The organism is Burkholderia sp. SR8, assembly GCF_052851275.1.
On the sequence record NZ_JAULUC010000004.1, the window covers coordinates 293933 to 311265 of the forward strand.

Genomic DNA, 17333 nt, shown 5'->3' on the forward strand with positions numbered 1-17333 from the left:
GAAGGTCCGTTCATGATTACGCTCGACGACGTCGACCGGCAGCTCATCGCGCTGCTGCGCGACAACGCGCGGCTGCCGGTCGTTGCACTTGCGAAGGAATTGCGGGTCGCGCGCGCGACGGTGCAGAACCGGCTGACGCGGCTGGAGAAGAACGGCGTGATCGTCGGTTATACGGTACGGCTCAAGCCGGCGGCCGAGCGGCACCGGATCCGCGCGCTGATGTCGATCGCGGTGCAGGGCAATCGCGGCGCGGAAGTGGTGAAGGTGTTGCGCGGGCATCCGAACGTCGCGGCGATCCACAGCACGAACGGGCGTTGGGATCTGGTCGCCGAACTGCACGCCGATTCGCTCGAGCACTTCGATCGCGTGCTCGGCGCGATCCGGTTGATCGACGGGATCGCGAATACGGAGACGAGCATTTTGTTGTCGACGCACAAGGCGTAGCGAAAGACGCGATGCGCGTCGAAGCACCGAAGCACCGAAGCACCGAAGCACCGAAGCACCGAACGACGCTCGTTCGAATGGCTTTCGGTTGAATGCGGTGACGGCCGAGCGCCTGTCGCACCACCATTTTCGACCGACGTGTGGCGCGATCTTCGGTAACGCTAAGCTTTGCTTGCGCGCGGCGATGTTGCCCGCGGAAACGTCAGCACCACCGCAAACCCACCCGCCTCGGGAAACGCGAACCCGACGCGTCCGCCGTGCGCTTTCATCACTTCCTGCACGATCGCGAGCCCGAGCCCGGACCCGGTGCGGCGCTCGCTTCCGTCCGGCGCGATCCGCACGAACGGCTGCAAAGCCGCGTTCCAGTGTTCGCGCGCGATGCCGCGACCGTTGTCGGTGACGGTCAGCGTCACCGCTCCCTCTGCGCTGCCCGCGGTCGCGACCGACACGACGATATCGTCCGCATGCCCGTGCAGCAGCGCGTTGTGCAGCACGTTCGACAACGCTTCCTGCAAGCTGATCGCATCGCCGTCGATCCACGCGTGCGGCGCATCGCTCGCGAACGCGACGGCGACGTCGCGCTCGTCCGCGAGCGGAATCGTGCGGCCGAGCACGTCCTTCGCGAGCGCGACGAGTTCGACCGGTTGCAACGGCACGACCTCGGTGCGATGGATCACCATCGCGTGGTTGAGAAGCTGCCCGGTGAGACGCCCGACGTCCGAGCTCGTCGCGCGCAGCGCATCGAGCCGCGCCGCATGACGCGCGGGATCGTCTTCCCCGTCGAGCAATTCGATCTGCGCGTCGAGCCGCGCGAGCGGCGTGCGCATCTGGTGCGCGGCGTCAGCGATGAAGCGCTGCATCGCGTTGATCCGCTCGGCGAGGCGGTGCATCAGCCCGTTGATCGACCCGATGATCGCATCGATCTCGCTCGGCGTATCGACGGCCACCGGCCGCAAGTCGGCCGGGTCGCGCGCGGCGATGATCGTGCCGATCTGCGCGAGCGGGCGCAGCCCGCGCCGGATCGCCAGCCCGCTCGCGCCGATCGCGAGCACGCTCATCAAGAGGATCAGCGTCCACACCTTGATGCTCATGTCGTTCGTCAGCTGCTGCCGCGCATTGGTTGTCTGCGCAACGGTCACGAGCGCCCAGCCCGGTGTGCTTTCCTCGGGCATGTAGCGCGCGATGGTCGCGGTGCGGATCCGGTGCCCCTGGTAGACGGCATTCGCGAAGGCGGGGCCCTGCTTCGCGGCCGCGAGCGTCGCCGGGCTCGCGAGATCGTTGTAGCCGGCCACGACGACCCCGCGCGAATCGACGACCTTGTAATAGACGAGGTCGTAGCGCGACAGCGTCGACAGCGCGGCGACCGGCGGATTCAGCGCGAGCACGCCGCCCTGCACGTACAGGTTCTCGGCGACCTGGATCGACGCGCCGGCGAGCAGCTGGTCGTACGCGCGTTCGGCGGCGACGCCCGCGTAGTAGCGCGCGATCGCGGCCAGCGCGAGCGCGCCGGTCGCGACGACGAGCGCGATGAACAGCAGCGTGCGCCCGAACAGCGTCTTCGGGAACCAGTCAATGCGCGGCAATCTGATACCCCATCCCGCGCGCGGTGCGGATCTCGACCGAGCTGCCCTGCAGCTTCTTGCGCACGCGCGTCACGTATTGCTCGACCGCGTTCGCGGTCGGCTCGTTGCCGAAGCTGAACAGCTGGTTCAGCAGTTCTTCCTTCGAGAAGATCCGTTGCGGGCGGCTCGCGAGAATCTCGAGCAGCGCGAACTCCTGGCGCGATAGCGACAGCGGCTGCCCGTCGAGTTCCGCGAGGCGGCTGCTGCGATCGATCACGAGACCGCCGAGCGTCAGCACGTCGTTCGCATGGCCGCTGTTGCGGCGCAGCAGCGCCTGCACGCGCGCATCGAGCTCGCGATAATCGAACGGCTTCACGAGATAGTCGTCGGCGCCGAGGCCGAGACCGCTCACGCGATCGTCGATCGCCGAGCGCGCGGTGACGAGCAGCACCGGCGTCGTGCTGCCCGATGCGCGCAGGTTGCGCAGCACCGCGAAGCCGTCGAGGCCGGGCAGGTTCGCATCGAGCACGACGAGATCGAAGCGTTCGACGCGCAGCAGGCTGTTCGCGGTCGAGCCGTCGGTTTCGAGATCGACGGCATGGCCGAGCCGCGCGAGGCGGCTGCGGATCGCCGCGCCGATTTCGGCATCGTCCTCCACGACGAGAATGCGCATGGTGCCGTTTGCAGGGTGAGGGTTAGGGGTTTTCCCGGGGCCGGGATGTCAGCATTTTCTCAGACTCGCTCGATAACCTGTGTTCAGCCGGAACGAGCGACGACGGCATTAATACCAGAGGAGACGACAACATGCAGCATGTCACGCGCACGACGAACGCGCGGCCGAATCCGCGCCGAAGCGTGATGCCGGCTGCCGCGTCGCCGTTTGCCGCACGCCGCGCGGAGCCGCGCCAATGCTGACGTCGGCCCGCCGCCGCGCGTTGCTCGCGGCCGGCCTCGGCATGCTGAGCACGCTCGGCGCGCCGTCGCTGGTGCGCGCGAAGCCGCGCACGGTGCGGATCTCGAAAGGCTATGGCGTGCTGTACCTGCCGCTGCTCGTGATGGAAAAGCAGCGGCTGTTCGAGCGGCACGCGGCGCGGCACGGGCTGCGCGACGTCGCGGTCGAATGGGTGCTGCTCGACGGCGGCAACTCCGTCAACGACGCGATGATGGCCGGCACGCTCGACTTCGCCGGCGCCGGCGCGCCGGGCTTCATCGAGCTGTGGGCGCGGGCGCGCGGGATTCCGAACGTCGAGGTGATCGGCATCAGCGGATTGTCGACGACGTCGCTGTCGCTCAATGCGAACCGCCCGGGCCTCGCGTCGCTGCGCGACTTCACGCCGGCCGACCGGATCGCGGTGCCGGGCATCCGCACGTCGCTGTCCGCGGTCGTGCTGCAGATGGTCGCGAGCCGGCAGCTCGGCGCGAAGCATTTCGCGCAACTCGATTCGATCACCGTGAACCTGCCGCATCCGCAGGCGATGCAGGCGCTGATCCGGCGCGAGAACGGCGTCACCGCGCACTTCACGTCGCCGCCGTTCTCGACGCTCGAGTTGCGGCAGCCCGGCATCCATCGCGTCGTGAATTCGGTCGACGTGCTCGGCCCGATGACGCTCGACGTCGTGTTCGCGCCGAAGCGGCTCGTCGATGCGGAGCCCGCGCTGGCCGCGGCGTTTCTCGGCGCGCTCGACGAAGCGAACCGGCTGATCGCGCAGGATCCGCGCGCGGCGGCCGCGCTGTATGCGGCGTCGTCGGGCGTCGGCGTGTCGCACGACGACGTGATGCAGATGCTCGCCGCGCCGGACACGCGGTTCTCGGTGCAGCCGAACCAGCTGATGGACTACGTCGAGTTCCTGTATCTCGCCGGCACGATCAAGGCGAAGCCGCGCGCGTGGCACGAGATGTTCGCGCCGATGCTCGACGATTACCGGACCGGCTGACGCCGGCCATCCGTTACCCGACCACGATTTCCTCGAACACCACCGCGCCCGCGCGTTCGTCGCGCGCGGCGCCGATTCAACCGACAAGCAACCGCTTCACGGAGGAGCCCGCAGTGAATGCCACCACCGAAACCCTGGACCCCGCGTCCGCCGAAGAACAGCGCATCATGTCGAAGATGGCGCGGCGCCTGCTGCCCATCCTCGTCGTGATGTTCCTGATTGCGTTCATCGACCGGCAGAACGTCGGCTTCGCGAAACTGCAGATGGTGCACAGCCTCGGGATGACGGAGGCCGCATTCGGTCTCGCGTCGTCGCTGTTCTTCATCGGCTACCTGCTGTTCGAGGTGCCGAGCACGCTCGCGCTGCATCGCTACGGCGCCCGCGTGTGGCTCGCGCGGATCATGCTGACGTGGGGGCTCATCACGGTGCTGATGGGCTTCACGACGTCGATGCCCGCGTTCTGTTCGCTGCGCTTTCTGCTCGGGATCGCCGAAGCCGGCTTCTATCCGGGCGTGATCTATTACCTGACGCTGTGGTTTCCGCAGAGCTACCGCGCGAAGGTGCTCGGCATCTTCACGCTCGGCAGCGCGCTCGCGAACATGCTCGGCTCGCTGGTCGGCGGCGTATTGCTGAGCCTGAACGGCGTGTGGGGGCTCGCGGGCTGGCAGTGGGTGTTCGTGGCGACGGGGCTGCCGGCCGTGATCGTCGCGATCGTCGTGTTCCGCGTGCTGCCGGCGTCGTTCCGCGACGCGCCGTTCCTCGACGACCGCGAGAAGCAGATCGTCGCGGCCGCGCTGGAGCGCGAGAAGCCGGCGCAGGCCGAGCATGCGCAGCCGTGGAAGGCGCTGCTCGATCCGCGCGTGATGCTGTTCGCGGCGACCTACATGCTGATGTCGACGTCGCTGTACGGCGTCACGTACTGGCTGCCGACGATCGTGAAATCGTTCGGCGTGTCGAGCACGACGAACGGATTCCTGAGCATGCTGCCGTGGGCGCTCGCGGTGGTGCTGCTGGTGTGGCTGCCGTCGAAGCTGCGCCGCGCGAAGAGCATCCTGCGCACGATTTCGATCGTCGCGGCGCTCGGCGCGCTGGGCTTCCTGCTGAGCCTCGTGCTGCCGTCGACGCCGCTGCGCTTCATCGCGCTCGTGCTGGGCGGCGCATGCATTCCGCTGCTGTATCCGTGCTTCTGGTCGATGCCGCCGCGTTACTTCACCGGCGCGCGCGCGGCGGCGAGCGTCGCGGCGATCAATTCGATCGGCAACCTCGGCGGTTTCTTCAGCCAGAACCTGATGCCGTTCGCGGGCAAGGTGACGGGCACCGCGTTCGGGCCGATGATCGTGCCGATCGTGTGTCTCGCGTTGCTCGGGATCGGCGCGCTGGTCGCGTGGACGCGGTCGGAGCGAGGGATGGTGGCGGCGCGGGCGTGAGTATCCTTGACGGCCTCGCTATAGCGAACGGCCGACTGCCGTCGATTTGGGCGATGTACTACCATGCATTACATATGTAATGCATGGAGAATGCAATGAAAACGGCCACGATGCCCGCGCTGCGAGTCGACCCGCAGTTGCGCGAGGAAGCGGAATCGGTCCTGGCGGAAAACGAGACGCTGTCCGCGTTCATGGAGTCGGCGTTGCGCGATGGTATTGCTCGGCGACGCCTGCAGCGTGAATTCGTTGCACGAGGTTTGGCGTCGCGTGACGACGCACGGCGCACTGGCGAATACGTCGACGCAGCGGATGTTCAGAGCGAGCTCGAGAGCATGCTGAAAGCTGCTCGTTCGAAGCGGGCGGGCGATTGAGCTATCAGGTCCGATACACGCGAGCGGCGCGTGAGGACTTGGTGCGACTGTATCGATATCTGCTCGAACGCGATGCGGAAGCGGCAGCGGGGCCGTTGGAAGTGATCGAACGAGGTGTGACCATGTTGCGATTGTTTCCATTTACCTGCCGCAAGATCGATGCAAGCAATCCGTTCCTGCGCGAACTGATCGTTTCCTTCGGCACGTCAGGCTATGTGTCGTTGTTCGAAATCGAAAGCGCTGAACAAGTCACGATCCTCGCCGTTCGGCATCAGCGGGAAGACGACTACCGCTGAGCCGTCGCAGCGGCATGCCGCCGCTGCTTCCCCCTATCCCTTTATCCGCGACGTCCCCGTTCCTTCATGCGCAATCGCCACATGCGCGGACGCCACCGGAATATCCACCTCCACCGTCGTGCCTTCGCCGAGCGTCGTATCGATCCGCAGCGTGCCGCCGACGAGATACGCGCGCTCGCGCAGTCCCACGAGCCCGAACGACCCCGACTTGCGCGGGGCTCCCGGATCGAAGCCCGCGCCATCGTCGCGAATCGTCAGCGCGATCGTCTCGTCGCGGTAAAGGAGTTCGACGCTCGCGCATGACGCCGCCGCGTGCCGCGCGACGTTCGCGAGCGCTTCCTGCGCGATCCGGAACACAGCCGTCGCATACGGTTCGTCGAGCTGCAGCTCGCCCGGCGCCACGTGCAGCGTGCACGCGATCGCGTGACGGTGCTGGAAATCCTCCACGAGCCATTGCATCGCGGCCGCGAAGCCGAGGTCGTCGAGCATCAGCGGCCGCAGGTCGGATGCGATGCGCCGCGTGGCCGTCACCGCACCGCGCGCGAGCGCGTGCATCGCCGCGATCTTGCGCGCGAGCGGCGCGTCGTCCTGCGGCACGTGATCGAGCAGCCATTCGAGATCGTTCTTCAGCGTCGCGAGCGTCTGCGCGAGTTCGTCGTGCAGTTCGCGCGCGATCCGGCGCTGTTCGGCCTCGCGCGCGGTCGCGCTGATCGCCGCGATCTCGCGCAACTCCTCGCGCGACGCCTGCAGCGCCCGTTCGGCGCGCACGCGCTCCTCGACTTCGCGCCGCAGGTCGCGGTTCGACGCGCTCAACTGCGCGGTGCGCGCCGCAACGCGCTGTTCGAGGCGTTCGTTCGCGTCGTTGAGCTGCGCGCTCTTCTGCACGACGAGCAGATGCTGAAAGCGCGCACCGGCGAGCGCGCGCACCGTCTGCGCATGCAGCCGGCCGTTCTCGAACAGCAGCGCGAACAGCACGACGCCCGACGCGACGAGGCCGTAGGTGCGGCCGGCATAAAAGCCGAGGTCGAAGCGGCCATGGTTCAGCATCGCCGCCAGCGCGATGTCGAACAGCCAGCCGACGAGCACGATCATCACCCACAGGTCGAGCACCGAGTGGCGGTGCCGCTGCCGCCACATCAGCACGAGCGCGCCGAGGTTCAGCGTCCATACGGCGACGATCGCGTCGGTCATCGTCGACGTCATCCGGTTGCCCTGCATGATGCGCGGCAGCAGGTCGTGGCCGGCCGTCGCGAGCAGCGCGAGTGCGGCAGTCGCACCGGTCGTCAGCACGATGCAGAGCACGACCGGAATCGCGGCGCGGCGCTGTTCGAGCGATGGCGGGCGCGCACGCGGCGCCGCACGCAGCAGCACGTACGCGCCGACCGCCAGCGGAAAGCCGCCGTGCCAGAACAGATACAGCCACGCGGTGGTCTGTTCGCCCGCGCCGAGCAGGCCCGTCGGCGTGAACAGCCCCGGAAAGGTCAGCATGTGCGTGCCGGCCATGAAGCCCGTGAACAGGTAGCCGCCCGCGAGCGCGAGCAGCGATTTCTCGCGCAGGATCGCGTACTGGCCGAGCAGCAGGCCGGCCGTCACCATGTCGTTGACGACGATCGCCGACTGGTACACGGGAATGAAGCCCCACACGCGAGCAAGCTGCATGCCGGCGAACGGCGCGATGGCGATGAAGATCAGCGCCGACACGATTACCGTCGCGATCGCGAGCCGCCGCTCGCGCCGGCCGGGGGGCAGCGACGACATGAACAGGCGCGACGGGTCCCGTGCGCCGTTATCGTCGTCGCCGGCGGCGGCTGCGGAGCGGAAGCGGAACGCGGCCATCATGCGTCGTCGACGCCGAGGTCGAGATCGAGATCGTGACGCACCGCGTAGCGCACCAGCGCGGCTTCGTGCGGCAGCTCCATCTTCTCGAGAATGCGCGTCTTGTAGGTGCTGACGGTCTTCGCGCTCAGCGTGAGGTCCGATGCGATCCGCGTGACCGTCTGGCCGGCGACGATGCGGCGCATCACGTCGAGTTCGCGCGCCGACAGGCGTTCGTGCGGCAGCATGTCGGCCGGTGCACGCAGCGTGCGCGCGAGGCTTTCGGCCGTCGACCGGCTTACATAGATGCCGCCCGACGCGACCTTGGTGACGGCCTCGACCAGCTCGGCCGTCGCGCTGTCCTTGGTCAGGTAGCCGGTCGCGCCGGCCTTGAACGCGCGCGCCGCGTACTGCGTCTCCGCGTGCATGGTCAGCACCAGCATGCGCAGCGACGGCGCCTGCGCCCTGATCAGCCGGATCAGCTCGATGCCGGTCGGTCCGGGCATCGACAGATCGAGCAGCAGCACGTCGGCGGCGCGACGCTCGGCCAGCGCGAGCGTGGCAGCGCCGTCGCTCGCTTCGCCGACGACTTCGAAACCGCCGGCCGTTTCCAGGATGTGACGCAGTCCGTCCCGCATGACTGCGTGATCGTCAGCCAGCATTACCCTGATCATCTAGCGGTCCTCTTCGGGATGGCGCCGCGGGCTGCGCTGCCGGTTGCCGCCGCGGCCGTTCTTCCGATCCTCTGATCAATATATTCCGCCGAAGCGGGAAATGGTGCAGCAGAAGGACATTTTCGAGACATCCGGGCGGTGAATGTATCTTGAAAGGAAATAATCTGCGCGAAATCATACATGCTGCGGGGCCGGACGGGGCGGGCTATTGCCGCCGCCTTTCGATGGTCTGCCGGCCGCGATGCCTCGCGGTTCGCGCCCATTCGGAGATAAACTGGTGCCCGATTGCACCGTTCCGACCGCAGGAGCCGTCACGATGATCGATCTCGCCGAGATACTGCCGTCCGCGCTGCCCGATGCCGTCGCGTGGGCCGACGCGCAAGCGGCGCACGGGCTCGCAAGCGGCGTGCCGCTGACGCCCGCGCAGGCCGACGACGCGCGTACCGTCGGCGTCGCGCAGCCGGAGCGGATCCGCGTCGTGATCGCCGACCGGCTGCCGTTTCCCGACACGCCCGCGCTGGGCGCGATCGCGCGCGACACCGGGCTGCTGTCGCCCGGCACGATCGGCCTCACGCTCGGCCACGCGGTGTTCGTGCTGCGCGGCCACGACACGCGACGCCTGCTTACCCATGAATTCCGCCATGTGCATCAGTACGAGGCAGCCGGCTCGATCGGCGCGTTTCTCGCGCGCTATCTGCGCGAGATCGCGACCGTCGGCTATCACGACGCGCCGCTCGAAGCCGACGCGCGGCAGCACGAGTTCGACTGACGCCGCCGGCCGCCGCGAGCGCGCGCACGTTCCGATGAACGCTCCCGACGCCACCATCGGCCCGGTGCACGCGCACGGCGCCGTCACGCGGCGCGGCCTGCGATGAGCGAGACGATCCACGCGTGGCTCGGCGCGATCGGCGCCCATCCGGTGCTCGTGCTGGCGATCGTGTTCGCCGCCGCCTGTGCCGAGGCGATCGCGCTGATCGGCACGGTCGTGCCGGCCGGCGCCGTGATGTTCGCGGCCGGCACGCTGATCGGTGCGGGCGCGCTCGACGCGTGGACCACGATCGGCGTCGCGGCCGCCGGCGCGATCGCCGGCGACGGGATCAGCTACGAACTCGGGCGGCGCTACCGCGGCGCGGTCCGCAACATCTGGGTACGGCTGGGCTACGCGGAGGCCTATGCGCGCGGCGAGCAGTTCGTGCTGCGCCACGGGATGAAGAGCATCGTGCTCGCGCGCTTCCTGGCGCCGGTGCGCGCGGTCGTGCCGGTGGTGGTCGGCTGCGCGACGCTGCCGCGCCGGTCGTTCTATCCGGTCAACGTCGTGTCGGCGCTGATCTGGGCACCCGTGCACGTCGCACCGGGCATCCTGTTCGGCGCGTCGGCGGCGCTTGCCGCGGCGATCAGCGTGCGGGTCGCCGCGATCCTGCTCGTCGTGGCCGCGCTGGTCGCGCTCGTGTGGATCGGCGTGCGTGTCGCGCTGCGGCGCGGCTGGCCGTTGCTGTGCCGTGCGGGCAGCGCGGCCGTCCATGCGTGCGTGCGCCGCTGGCCGCGCTTCGGCGCGCGGCTGCACGACACGATCGTGAAGGTGCGCCGCCTGCCGGGCGCGGTGCCCGTGTTCGCGCTGCTGTTCGTCGGCTGCGTGTGGCTGTTCGCCGGCATCGTGCAGGACGTCGTCGCGAACGATCCGCTGGTGCACGCCGACATCGCGCTGTATGCGTTCCTGCAGAACCTGCGCACGCCGCCCGTCGATGCGGCGATGCGCGCGCTCGCGGTGCTGCACGGTCGCGATACGGGACTGATCGTCGCGGCCGCGTTTCTCGTCTGGCTGATGATCCATCGCAGCTGGGTGACGTCCGCGTGGTGGCTCGGCACGATTGGCATCGCGGTCGTGCTCGTGCCGGCGTTCGGCACCGGACTGCCCGGCACGACGCCCGCGAGCCTGCCGCCCGGCGCGCCGCACGTGTCGCTGCCCGACGCCGACGCGGCGTTCGCGATGCTCGCGAGCAGCGGCATCGGCTGGGTGCTGACGCGCGACCGGCCGGCGCTGTGGCGCATTCCGGTCGTGACGGCGGTGGTGCTGTGGATCGTGCTCGGCGGCTTCGCGCGGCTGTACGTCGGCGATACGTGGCTGTCGGGCCTGCTCGGCGGATGGAGCCTCGGGCTCGCATGGTTCGCGGTCCTGGCGGGCGCGTATGCGTACTGGCAGGTGCGCGAGCACGTGCAGCCGCGCGGGGCGCTCGTCGCGGTGCTCGTCGTGCTCGCGACGGCCGGCGTATGGACGGTGCCCGCGCAATGGCAGCTCGATCGCGCGGCGCGTCCGCATGTGGGCGACGTCGTCGCGATGACGGTCGACCAGTGGCTGCGCGGCGGATGGCAGCGCGTGCCGGCGCGGCGCACGGAGATCGGCGGCGATCGCGAGGAATATCTGCCGCTGCAATGGTGCGCGACGTCGGACACGCTCGACCGTCATCTTGCGCTGGCCGGCTGGCAGCGCGCGACGCCGTGGTCGCCTGCGACCGCGCTGCGCTGGTTGTTGCCGCAGACGCCGGCCGATGCATTGCCGGTGCTGCCGCGCTATACGCACGGCGAGAGCACGCGCCGCGTGTTCGTGCGCGTCGATCCGGCGCATCCGGACAGTCGGCTCGTGCTGCGGCTGTGGCGCTATCCGTACGTGCTGCAGGACGCGCTCGGGATGCGGCCGCTGTGGTACGGCGCGCTGTATCGCGAGACGCTGCATCGGCCCGCGCGCTTGATGACGATCGTGCGCACGGCGGCGGTCGACGATGCGGCGACGATCGCGCAGGCGCTGAATGTCGCGCCGAAGATCGAGCGGCCGCCGGCGGGGATGAGCGCGGCGCCGCCGGCGATGTTGCTGGTGTGGATGGTGCAGCCTTGATGCCGGTGCGCTGGATTGTGCGCGGGGGCTGTCACGCGGGGACGACGGACAGGCGCAGGCCGACCGTCTTGAGCACCGCGAGCAGGGTTTTGAGTGTGGGATTGCCGTTGGGCGACAGCGTGCGATACAGCGATTCGCGGCTGATGCCGGCCTCGGCCGCGACCGCGCCAAGTCCGCCATGCGCTTCCGCCACCGTGCGCAGCGCGAGCAGTCCGGCCGCCCGATTGTCGGGATCGTCGAGGGACTCCATCGCGACGCGCAGATAAGCCACCGCGAGCTCGCGGTCGGCACCGAGTTCGGCGACTTCCGCATCGTGGTGAGATACCGCGCCTTTGAGCTTCTTCACATCTGCCTCCGTTTCCAGTTCAACCAGTGTTCCTTTGCTCGCCTGATGTCGTCGGGCTGGCTGCGCTTGTCGCCGCCGGACAACAGCAGAACCAGCGCACTGCCGTATCGCGCGAAATACACGCGATAACCGGCACCGATGTGGATACGCAGTTCGATTACGCCGTCGCCGACCGGCTCGCAATCGCCAAAATTGCCGATCTGTACGTGGCGCAGGCGTTCCCGGATTCGCGCCTGGGTGACTTTGTCGCGCACGGCGTTCAGCCATTCCGTGAAAGGCTCGCGACCGTCGTCGCGCTGGTAGCGAAGCAGTTCGAACCTGGAGAGCATTGTAGCTTATAAGTCACATGGTGAACAGGGATACCGGCCTGGCCGGGGAGGAGTCGAATGGGGTCGATGAAGCGAAACGCGCGCCGGGCGGCGCACGGGTCGAGACGAGGCGCAACGAGAAAGCGCTGCACGCGGATGCACGCAGCGCCTTTATGGCTCTGGCTTTCGGGCATTGAGGCCGGCTTGCCGAACGACGATCATTTTTTCATTCGGAACGCGCGGCGGCGATTCGGCCTGATGGCCGGTCTCAGTGGTATGTACCGAGTGCTCGCCGGCCGCGCATGCTAAGACGAGCGGCAGCGCCTCGGCGGCAGTCGCTGGATAGAGAGGCGCTCCGCGCTCGGGTTTCTGGCACCATCGCGTGATACACGCGGCTCGCGGCTGGGCTGCTGCGATGCCGATTCATTCCGTCACCCGAAAGGACCCGCATGATCACGCTTCGCCCGATGACCGAAGACGACTTTCCCCGCTTCTGGCCCACGTACCACGCGATCGTCGCCGCGCAGGAGACCTATGCATTCGATCCCGCGCCGACGCGCGAAGCCGCACGCGCGATCTGGCTCGACGCGCCGCTCTGCACATGGGTGGCGGAAGAGGACGGCGTGCTGCTCGGCTCGTATTACCTGAAGGCGAACGCGGCCGGCCCCGGCAATCACGTGTGCAACTGCGGCTACATGGTCGACGAAGCCGCGCGCGGCAAGGGCGTCGCGCGGCTGATGTGCGAACACTCGCAGCAGGTCGCGCGCGAACGCGGCTTCCTCGCGATGCAGTTCAATTCGGTGGTCGCAACGAACGAGGTCGCGGTTGCGCTGTGGCAGAAGCTCGGCTTCGACATCGTCGGCCGCCTGCCGCGCGCGTATCGCCACGCGCGGCTCGGCTTCGTCGATTGCCTCGTGATGTACAAGTGGCTCGGCGACGCAGCGGCCGCCGACGCCTGATTTCGCCGTCAGACGGCGAACGCGCCGTCGAACACGATGCGCTCGTCGAATGCGAGCGTGCCGCGCGCGAAGATCAGATCGAGGTGGTGGCTGCCGTTCGCGCCGCCGCCGAGGCCCAGGTGCAGGCCCGGATGGCGTTCCTCGAAGCCGGCATTGCGGCCGTACAGCCCGCGGATCCCGAGGTTCGTGCCGATGCCGAATTCCTCGATGCGCCGGTGGTTTTCATGCCGGTCGAGATAGGTCGCGAAGTCGCGCCGGAAGCCTGCGTCGTCGCTGTCGAAATCGACGATCAGGCTGTCTTCGACGTGCAGCGTCGCGAGCCGCTCCGCCACGCGGTACTTGATCGCGAACGGTACGGTGCCGAGGAACGTGCCGCTGAACACGATCGAGCCGCGCAGATCGGTCACATGCGTTGCGATCTCGCCGGGTACGACGTCGAGGTTGCCCATCCCGTCGACACTCGTCCATTTCTGGTCCGGCGCGAGCGAGCCGGTCAGCGTGTTGCCGGCTTCGTCGATGAAGTGGACCTGCGATGCCCGCGCAGCCGCTTCGATCAAGCGGCCGTTGCGCGCGGCGATGTCGTCGAGCGATTCGGCGAACGCCTCGTCCAGATGCGGGCCGTAATCCTTGAACAGCACCGACTTGCTCCAGTGCTCGACGAGCGCCGGACGGATCGCGGCAAGGAACGGCGGGCCGCTCGGCGATGGCGTCGGCAGGCATGACGAGTCGTACAGCAGCACGACGAGGTCCGCCTGCGTGAGCGCGGCGGCAATGTCGGCGGCAGGCGTGCTTTCGAGGCAGAGGATCGTCGCGTCGAGCGAGTCGGGCAGCGCGGAAAACGCGCGCAGTGCGGTGTCGCGGTTGCGGGTGTCGTAGCCGACCAGCAGCTTGCCCGTCTCGCCGCGCGCGAGCTTGTCGCGCAGCGCCGGATGGAAACCCAGCGCGCGGTGCAGGTTCAGCATGCATGTCTCCGGAAGCGGCGGAAGGGCCGCAGCCCTTCCGCGGGAACGGGCTGGTGCTCAGACCGGCCAGAGCGCGGTGCCGAACGGCACCACGGCATCCTCGACCATCATGTCGACGGCCTCGGGGTGCGTGTCTTCCTGCATCCAGTCAAGCAATTCGATCTGCCGGGTTTCCTGCATGTCAATTCTCCTGTGGTGAACAGCGATTCAACATGAAAGCGCGGTAAAGGAATTACCGCCGCTCATTCGGTATTTTTTGAATACCGGACGAGTGGCGTCGATATTAGTCTGACGATTTCGTGAATGCAATGCATCGCAAGGTTTTTAGCGGGGACGTGCTAAACATCGGGCGTATTCGGCTGATCGAGGGATCAGCGCCAATAAAGCGAATCGACACGGGCGTATTTTTTTGCAGAATATCGGGGCCATGTCGAATTAATCGAAGCTTGATGTTTTTAAATCAAATCCAATTACGTCGATCGTTTCGATTTGCGATATTCGCGTGTGATGGATTCGCGGTTGCGCCGTACCGCATCGCGCGACGCCGGCAATGCGATCGCTCCCCGTGCGGTTGGCGGGCATGGTCCGGCACCGTTGCCGGCGTCAGCCGAGCAGCGCCTTGCCGAGCGGCTTCACCGGCTCGGAGCGAAGCACGAGCGAAGTGGTGACCGCACCGAAGCGGGCGATCGCGTCGACGATGGTTTCGAGCTGGCCGGGCGTTGGCACGAGCACCTTCAGCAGGAAGCAATCCTCGCCGGTCATCCGGTGCACCTCGATCACGTGCGGCATGTCGGCGAATGCATGCAACGCGGGCTTGATGCGCTCGTGCGTCGTTTTCAGCCGGATAATGGCCATCATTCCCAACCCGAGCGCGGCCGGATCGATTCGCGCGGTGTAGCCGGCGATGATGCCGCGTTCCTCGAGGCGCTTGACGCGCTCGGACGTCGCCGGCTGCGACAGCCCGACGCGCCGGCCGACTTCCGACAACGGCGTGCGCGCATTTTCCTGCAGCGCCTCGATGATCGAAATATCCAGGCGATCCAGTTCTCCGTCGGGCATCTCGGCCTTCCTGTTCCGTTAATTCATCGGGATTCTGTCCGAATATCCGATGACTTGCCATTCCGCGCGATTGTCCGGCCGGTCAGACTGGACGCTCTCATGTTGATGGAGGCGGGAATGGAGCGAAGCATCGTCATCGTGCCGGGGATCGGCAATTCGGACGCGGATCACTGGCAGTCGCACTGGGAAGCGGCGTGGCCGCGCGCCGCACGGATCGCACCGGCATCGTGGGACGCGCCGGACCTGCTCGACTGGATCGCGGCGCTCGATGCGGCTGTCGCGGCAGCCCCGACGCCGCCGGTCGTGGTGTGCCATTCGCTCGGCTGCCTGCTGTTCGCGCATTGGCGTGCCGCTGCGGTGCGCCCGGTGCACGGGGCGTTTCTCGTCGCGGTGCCCGATCCCGAAGGGCCGAATTTTCCGGTCGCTGCACAGGCGTTCGCGCGTTTGCCGGACGGCACGTTGGGCGATAGGCCGGTGCTGGCGATTGCGAGCACGGACGATCCGTACGATCCGTCGGGTCGTGCGATCGCGTGGGCGGCGGCGCACGGTGCGACGCCCGTCGTGCTCGGCGCGCGCGGGCATTTGAATGCGGCGTCCGGGTTGGCGGCGTGGGACGAAGGGCGCGCGCTTTTTACGGCGTTTACCGCCGGGTTGGGCGCGTAGCGAGCGGTGCGTACTGGCGTGTATCGGCACGCATCGGGAGCTCGGGAGCTCGGAAGCTCGGAAGCTCGGAGCGTTGGAGCGTCGGCACGCGTCGGTGCGCGCCGGCCGGCACAGGCCGGCACGCATCGGCTTCCTGGCGCGGCGTGCCCGGCGTTCGCGGGGCATCATCGCGTAGCGCCCAACGACCTCGCTGCCGCTCAAGTATCATCGCCCGATCGGCGCACCGGTTCCTGCAATCGCGATCGGCGCCTGCCACAACACGGCTTCCGTATCGACGACGCCACGCCACCCCGCGTCGCCGTTGCGGCCCCGAGGCCCCACGGGCCCCGAACCACGATGGAGACACCGCGATGCGCGCAGCGCCGCAACCGGAACACGCCGGCCGGACACGGCCGGCCGCCGGCGCCACCGAACCCGACCGCGCGGCCGCGTGGCGGCTCGCGATCTGCCTGTCGCTCGGCAGCGCGATCGCGCTCGGCCTCGCGCGCTTCTCGTATGCGCTGCTGTTGCCGCCGATGAAGGCCGATCTCGGCTGGACCTTCGCACAGGCCGGCGCGCTGAACACGGCCAACGCGGCCGGCTACCTGATCGGCGCGCTCGTTTTCCCGTTGCTGTCGCGCCGCTGGCGCAGCGGCACGCTGCTCTCGGCCGGCTGCGCGCTGACCGCGCTGCTGATGGCCGCATGCGGGCTCACGTCCGCGATGAACGCGCTGCTGGTCGAGCGGCTCGCAACGGGTGTCGGCAGCGCGCTGATCTTCATCAGCGGCGGCGTGCTGGCCGCGCGGCTCGCATCCGCGTCGCCGCGCGATGCGGGCCTGCTGCTCGGGCTTTACTACGGCGGCACGGGGTGGGGCATCGTCGCGTCGTCGCTGCTCGTGCCGGCGACGCTCGTGCATCGCCCCCACGGCTGGCAGCCCGCGTGGTTCGCACTCGCGTTCGCGTGCGTGCTGTTCTCGGCGATGGCCGTGTCGGCGGCGCGCCGGATCGAGCGTGCACATGCGGCACCCGTCGCACCGCGCGACGGCGCTGCGCCGGCCGCGACCGCGAGCCCCGCACGCTTCGCACTCGCGCTCGCGGGCTACGGCCTCTTCGGCGTCGGCTACATCGGCTACATGACGTTCATCGTCGCGCTGCTGCGCGGCGCCGGGATGAGCGGCACGGTCGTGTCCGCGTTCTACGTGATGCTCGGCGTCGCGACCGTCGTGTCGGCGCGGTTGTGGTCGGCGCTGCTCGACCGGATGCGCGGCGGCCAGGCGCTCGCGGTGCTCAACGCGCTGCTCGGCGTCGCGACGCTGATGCCGGCGCTGTTCGTGCACCCGGCGGCCGCATTCGCGTCGGGCGTGCTGTTCGGCGCGACGTTCCTGTCGGCGGTCGCGGCGACGACCGCGTTCGTGCGCCACAACCTGCCGCCGCAAGGCTGGGCGAAGGGGATCAGCGCGTTCACGACGATCTTCGCGTTCGGCCAGATCGCCGGGCCGGTCGCGATCGGCTGGGTGTCGGACAGCGCGGGGCTCGCACGCGGGCTCGTGTATTCGGCGCTGACGCTGTTCGCGGGCGCGGCGCTCGCGGCCGGACAGCGTGCGCTGCGCGCTTCGGCGTAACGCTTTCGGGGGCGCGGGGGCG

Annotated in this window: 19 protein-coding genes; 10 read left to right on the plus strand and 9 right to left on the minus strand. The window is 68.4% G+C overall.

The genetic code is table 11. The features are described 5' to 3' along the window. Positions 1 to 12 precede the first annotated feature (12 nt). On the plus strand, positions 13 to 444 hold the full coding sequence (locus Q3A80_RS07140; protein WP_446328359.1) for an Lrp/AsnC family transcriptional regulator: 432 nt from the start codon (positions 13 to 15) through the stop codon (positions 442 to 444). A 161-nt stretch (positions 445 to 605) separates the two neighbouring features. Here the strand turns inward: Q3A80_RS07140 and Q3A80_RS07145 are convergent, their stop codons facing one another. Together Q3A80_RS07145 and Q3A80_RS07150 are read right to left on the minus strand one after the other, a co-directional pair. Further along, entirely contained in the window at positions 606 to 2027 is a 1422-nt protein-coding gene (locus tag Q3A80_RS07145; protein WP_446328360.1) for a sensor histidine kinase, read from the minus strand. Continuing rightward, on the minus strand, positions 2014 to 2679 hold the full coding sequence (locus tag Q3A80_RS07150; protein WP_446328361.1) for a response regulator transcription factor: 666 nt from the start codon (positions 2677 to 2679) through the stop codon (positions 2014 to 2016). Before Q3A80_RS07150 ends, Q3A80_RS07145 begins: the two co-directional genes overlap by 14 nt. A 235-nt stretch (positions 2680 to 2914) precedes the next feature. On the opposite strand from Q3A80_RS07150, the gene Q3A80_RS07155 reads away from it, so the two are divergent. The 4 genes from Q3A80_RS07155 to Q3A80_RS07170 all read left to right on the plus strand — a co-directional run bounded on the left by Q3A80_RS07155 (position 2915) and on the right by Q3A80_RS07170 (position 6034). Next, complete coding sequence (locus Q3A80_RS07155; RefSeq protein WP_446328362.1) at positions 2915 to 3940, plus strand: ABC transporter substrate-binding protein; 1026 nt, start codon at positions 2915 to 2917, stop codon at positions 3938 to 3940. A gap of 113 nt (positions 3941 to 4053) precedes the next feature. Continuing rightward, positions 4054 to 5367: an MFS transporter gene (locus tag Q3A80_RS07160; RefSeq protein WP_446328363.1), complete on the plus strand. Its 1314-nt coding sequence runs from the start codon at positions 4054 to 4056 to the stop codon at positions 5365 to 5367. Between the two features lie 95 nt (positions 5368 to 5462). Then, a complete protein-coding gene (locus Q3A80_RS07165; protein ID WP_446328364.1) occupies positions 5463 to 5738 on the plus strand; it encodes a YlcI/YnfO family protein in 276 nt (91 codons plus the stop codon). Beyond that, positions 5735 to 6034 carry a type II toxin-antitoxin system RelE/ParE family toxin gene (locus Q3A80_RS07170; RefSeq protein WP_446328365.1) on the plus strand — a complete coding sequence of 100 codons (300 nt, stop codon included), beginning with the start codon at positions 5735 to 5737 and terminating at the stop codon, positions 6032 to 6034. The genes Q3A80_RS07165 and Q3A80_RS07170 overlap by 4 nt, the downstream gene beginning before the upstream one ends. A gap of 33 nt (positions 6035 to 6067) precedes the next feature. Here the strand turns inward: Q3A80_RS07170 and Q3A80_RS07175 are convergent, their stop codons facing one another. Together Q3A80_RS07175 and Q3A80_RS07180 are read right to left on the minus strand one after the other, a co-directional pair. After that, on the minus strand, positions 6068 to 7873 hold the full coding sequence (locus Q3A80_RS07175) for an MASE4 domain-containing protein (protein WP_446328366.1): 1806 nt from the start codon (positions 7871 to 7873) through the stop codon (positions 6068 to 6070). Next, on the minus strand, positions 7870 to 8523 hold the full coding sequence (locus Q3A80_RS07180) for a response regulator (RefSeq protein WP_446328367.1): 654 nt from the start codon (positions 8521 to 8523) through the stop codon (positions 7870 to 7872). The genes Q3A80_RS07175 and Q3A80_RS07180 overlap by 4 nt, the downstream gene beginning before the upstream one ends. Before the next feature lie 316 nt (positions 8524 to 8839). On the opposite strand from Q3A80_RS07180, the gene Q3A80_RS07185 reads away from it, so the two are divergent. Then, positions 8840 to 9292, plus strand: a complete 453-nt coding sequence (locus tag Q3A80_RS07185) for a hypothetical protein (RefSeq protein WP_446328368.1) — start codon at positions 8840 to 8842, stop codon at positions 9290 to 9292. Positions 9293 to 9394: 102 nt separating this feature from the next. Then, positions 9395 to 11413 (plus strand): LssY C-terminal domain-containing protein, encoded by a 2019-nt coding sequence (locus tag Q3A80_RS07190; RefSeq protein WP_446328369.1) that lies wholly within the window; start codon positions 9395 to 9397, stop codon positions 11411 to 11413. Positions 11414 to 11444: 31 nt separating this feature from the next. Here Q3A80_RS07190 and Q3A80_RS07195 read toward each other — a convergent pair whose 3' ends face one another. Both Q3A80_RS07195 and Q3A80_RS07200 read right to left on the minus strand, forming a co-directional pair. Then, positions 11445 to 11759: an addiction module antidote protein gene (locus tag Q3A80_RS07195; protein ID WP_446328370.1), complete on the minus strand. Its 315-nt coding sequence runs from the start codon at positions 11757 to 11759 to the stop codon at positions 11445 to 11447. Next, a complete protein-coding gene (locus Q3A80_RS07200; RefSeq protein WP_446328371.1) occupies positions 11756 to 12088 on the minus strand; it encodes a type II toxin-antitoxin system RelE/ParE family toxin in 333 nt (110 codons plus the stop codon). The genes Q3A80_RS07195 and Q3A80_RS07200 overlap by 4 nt, the downstream gene beginning before the upstream one ends. 428 nt (positions 12089 to 12516) lie before the next feature. On the opposite strand from Q3A80_RS07200, the gene Q3A80_RS07205 reads away from it, so the two are divergent. Beyond that, the gene (locus tag Q3A80_RS07205; RefSeq protein ID WP_446328372.1) at positions 12517 to 13026 is read left to right on the plus strand and encodes an N-acetyltransferase family protein; all 510 of its coding nucleotides are present in this window, start codon (positions 12517 to 12519) and stop codon (positions 13024 to 13026) included. 8 nt (positions 13027 to 13034) lie between these two features. On the opposite strand, the gene Q3A80_RS07210 is transcribed toward Q3A80_RS07205, so the two are convergent. The 3 genes from Q3A80_RS07210 to Q3A80_RS07220 all read right to left on the minus strand — a co-directional run bounded on the left by Q3A80_RS07210 (position 13035) and on the right by Q3A80_RS07220 (position 15047). Next, a complete protein-coding gene (locus Q3A80_RS07210) occupies positions 13035 to 13988 on the minus strand; it encodes a leucyl aminopeptidase (RefSeq protein WP_446328373.1) in 954 nt (317 codons plus the stop codon). Between the two features lie 57 nt (positions 13989 to 14045). After that, positions 14046 to 14168 carry a hypothetical protein gene (locus Q3A80_RS07215; protein WP_006752127.1) on the minus strand — a complete coding sequence of 41 codons (123 nt, stop codon included), beginning with the start codon at positions 14166 to 14168 and terminating at the stop codon, positions 14046 to 14048. A 423-nt stretch (positions 14169 to 14591) separates the two neighbouring features. After that, positions 14592 to 15047, minus strand: a complete 456-nt coding sequence (locus Q3A80_RS07220) for an Lrp/AsnC family transcriptional regulator (protein WP_446328374.1) — start codon at positions 15045 to 15047, stop codon at positions 14592 to 14594. Positions 15048 to 15164: 117 nt separating this feature from the next. Between Q3A80_RS07220 and Q3A80_RS07225 the strand changes: the two genes are divergently transcribed. After that, complete coding sequence (locus tag Q3A80_RS07225; RefSeq protein WP_446328375.1) at positions 15165 to 15710, plus strand: RBBP9/YdeN family alpha/beta hydrolase; 546 nt, start codon at positions 15165 to 15167, stop codon at positions 15708 to 15710. 350 nt (positions 15711 to 16060) lie between these two features. Next, a complete protein-coding gene (locus Q3A80_RS07230; RefSeq protein ID WP_446328376.1) occupies positions 16061 to 17311 on the plus strand; it encodes a YbfB/YjiJ family MFS transporter in 1251 nt (416 codons plus the stop codon). Positions 17312 to 17333 lie beyond the last annotated feature (22 nt).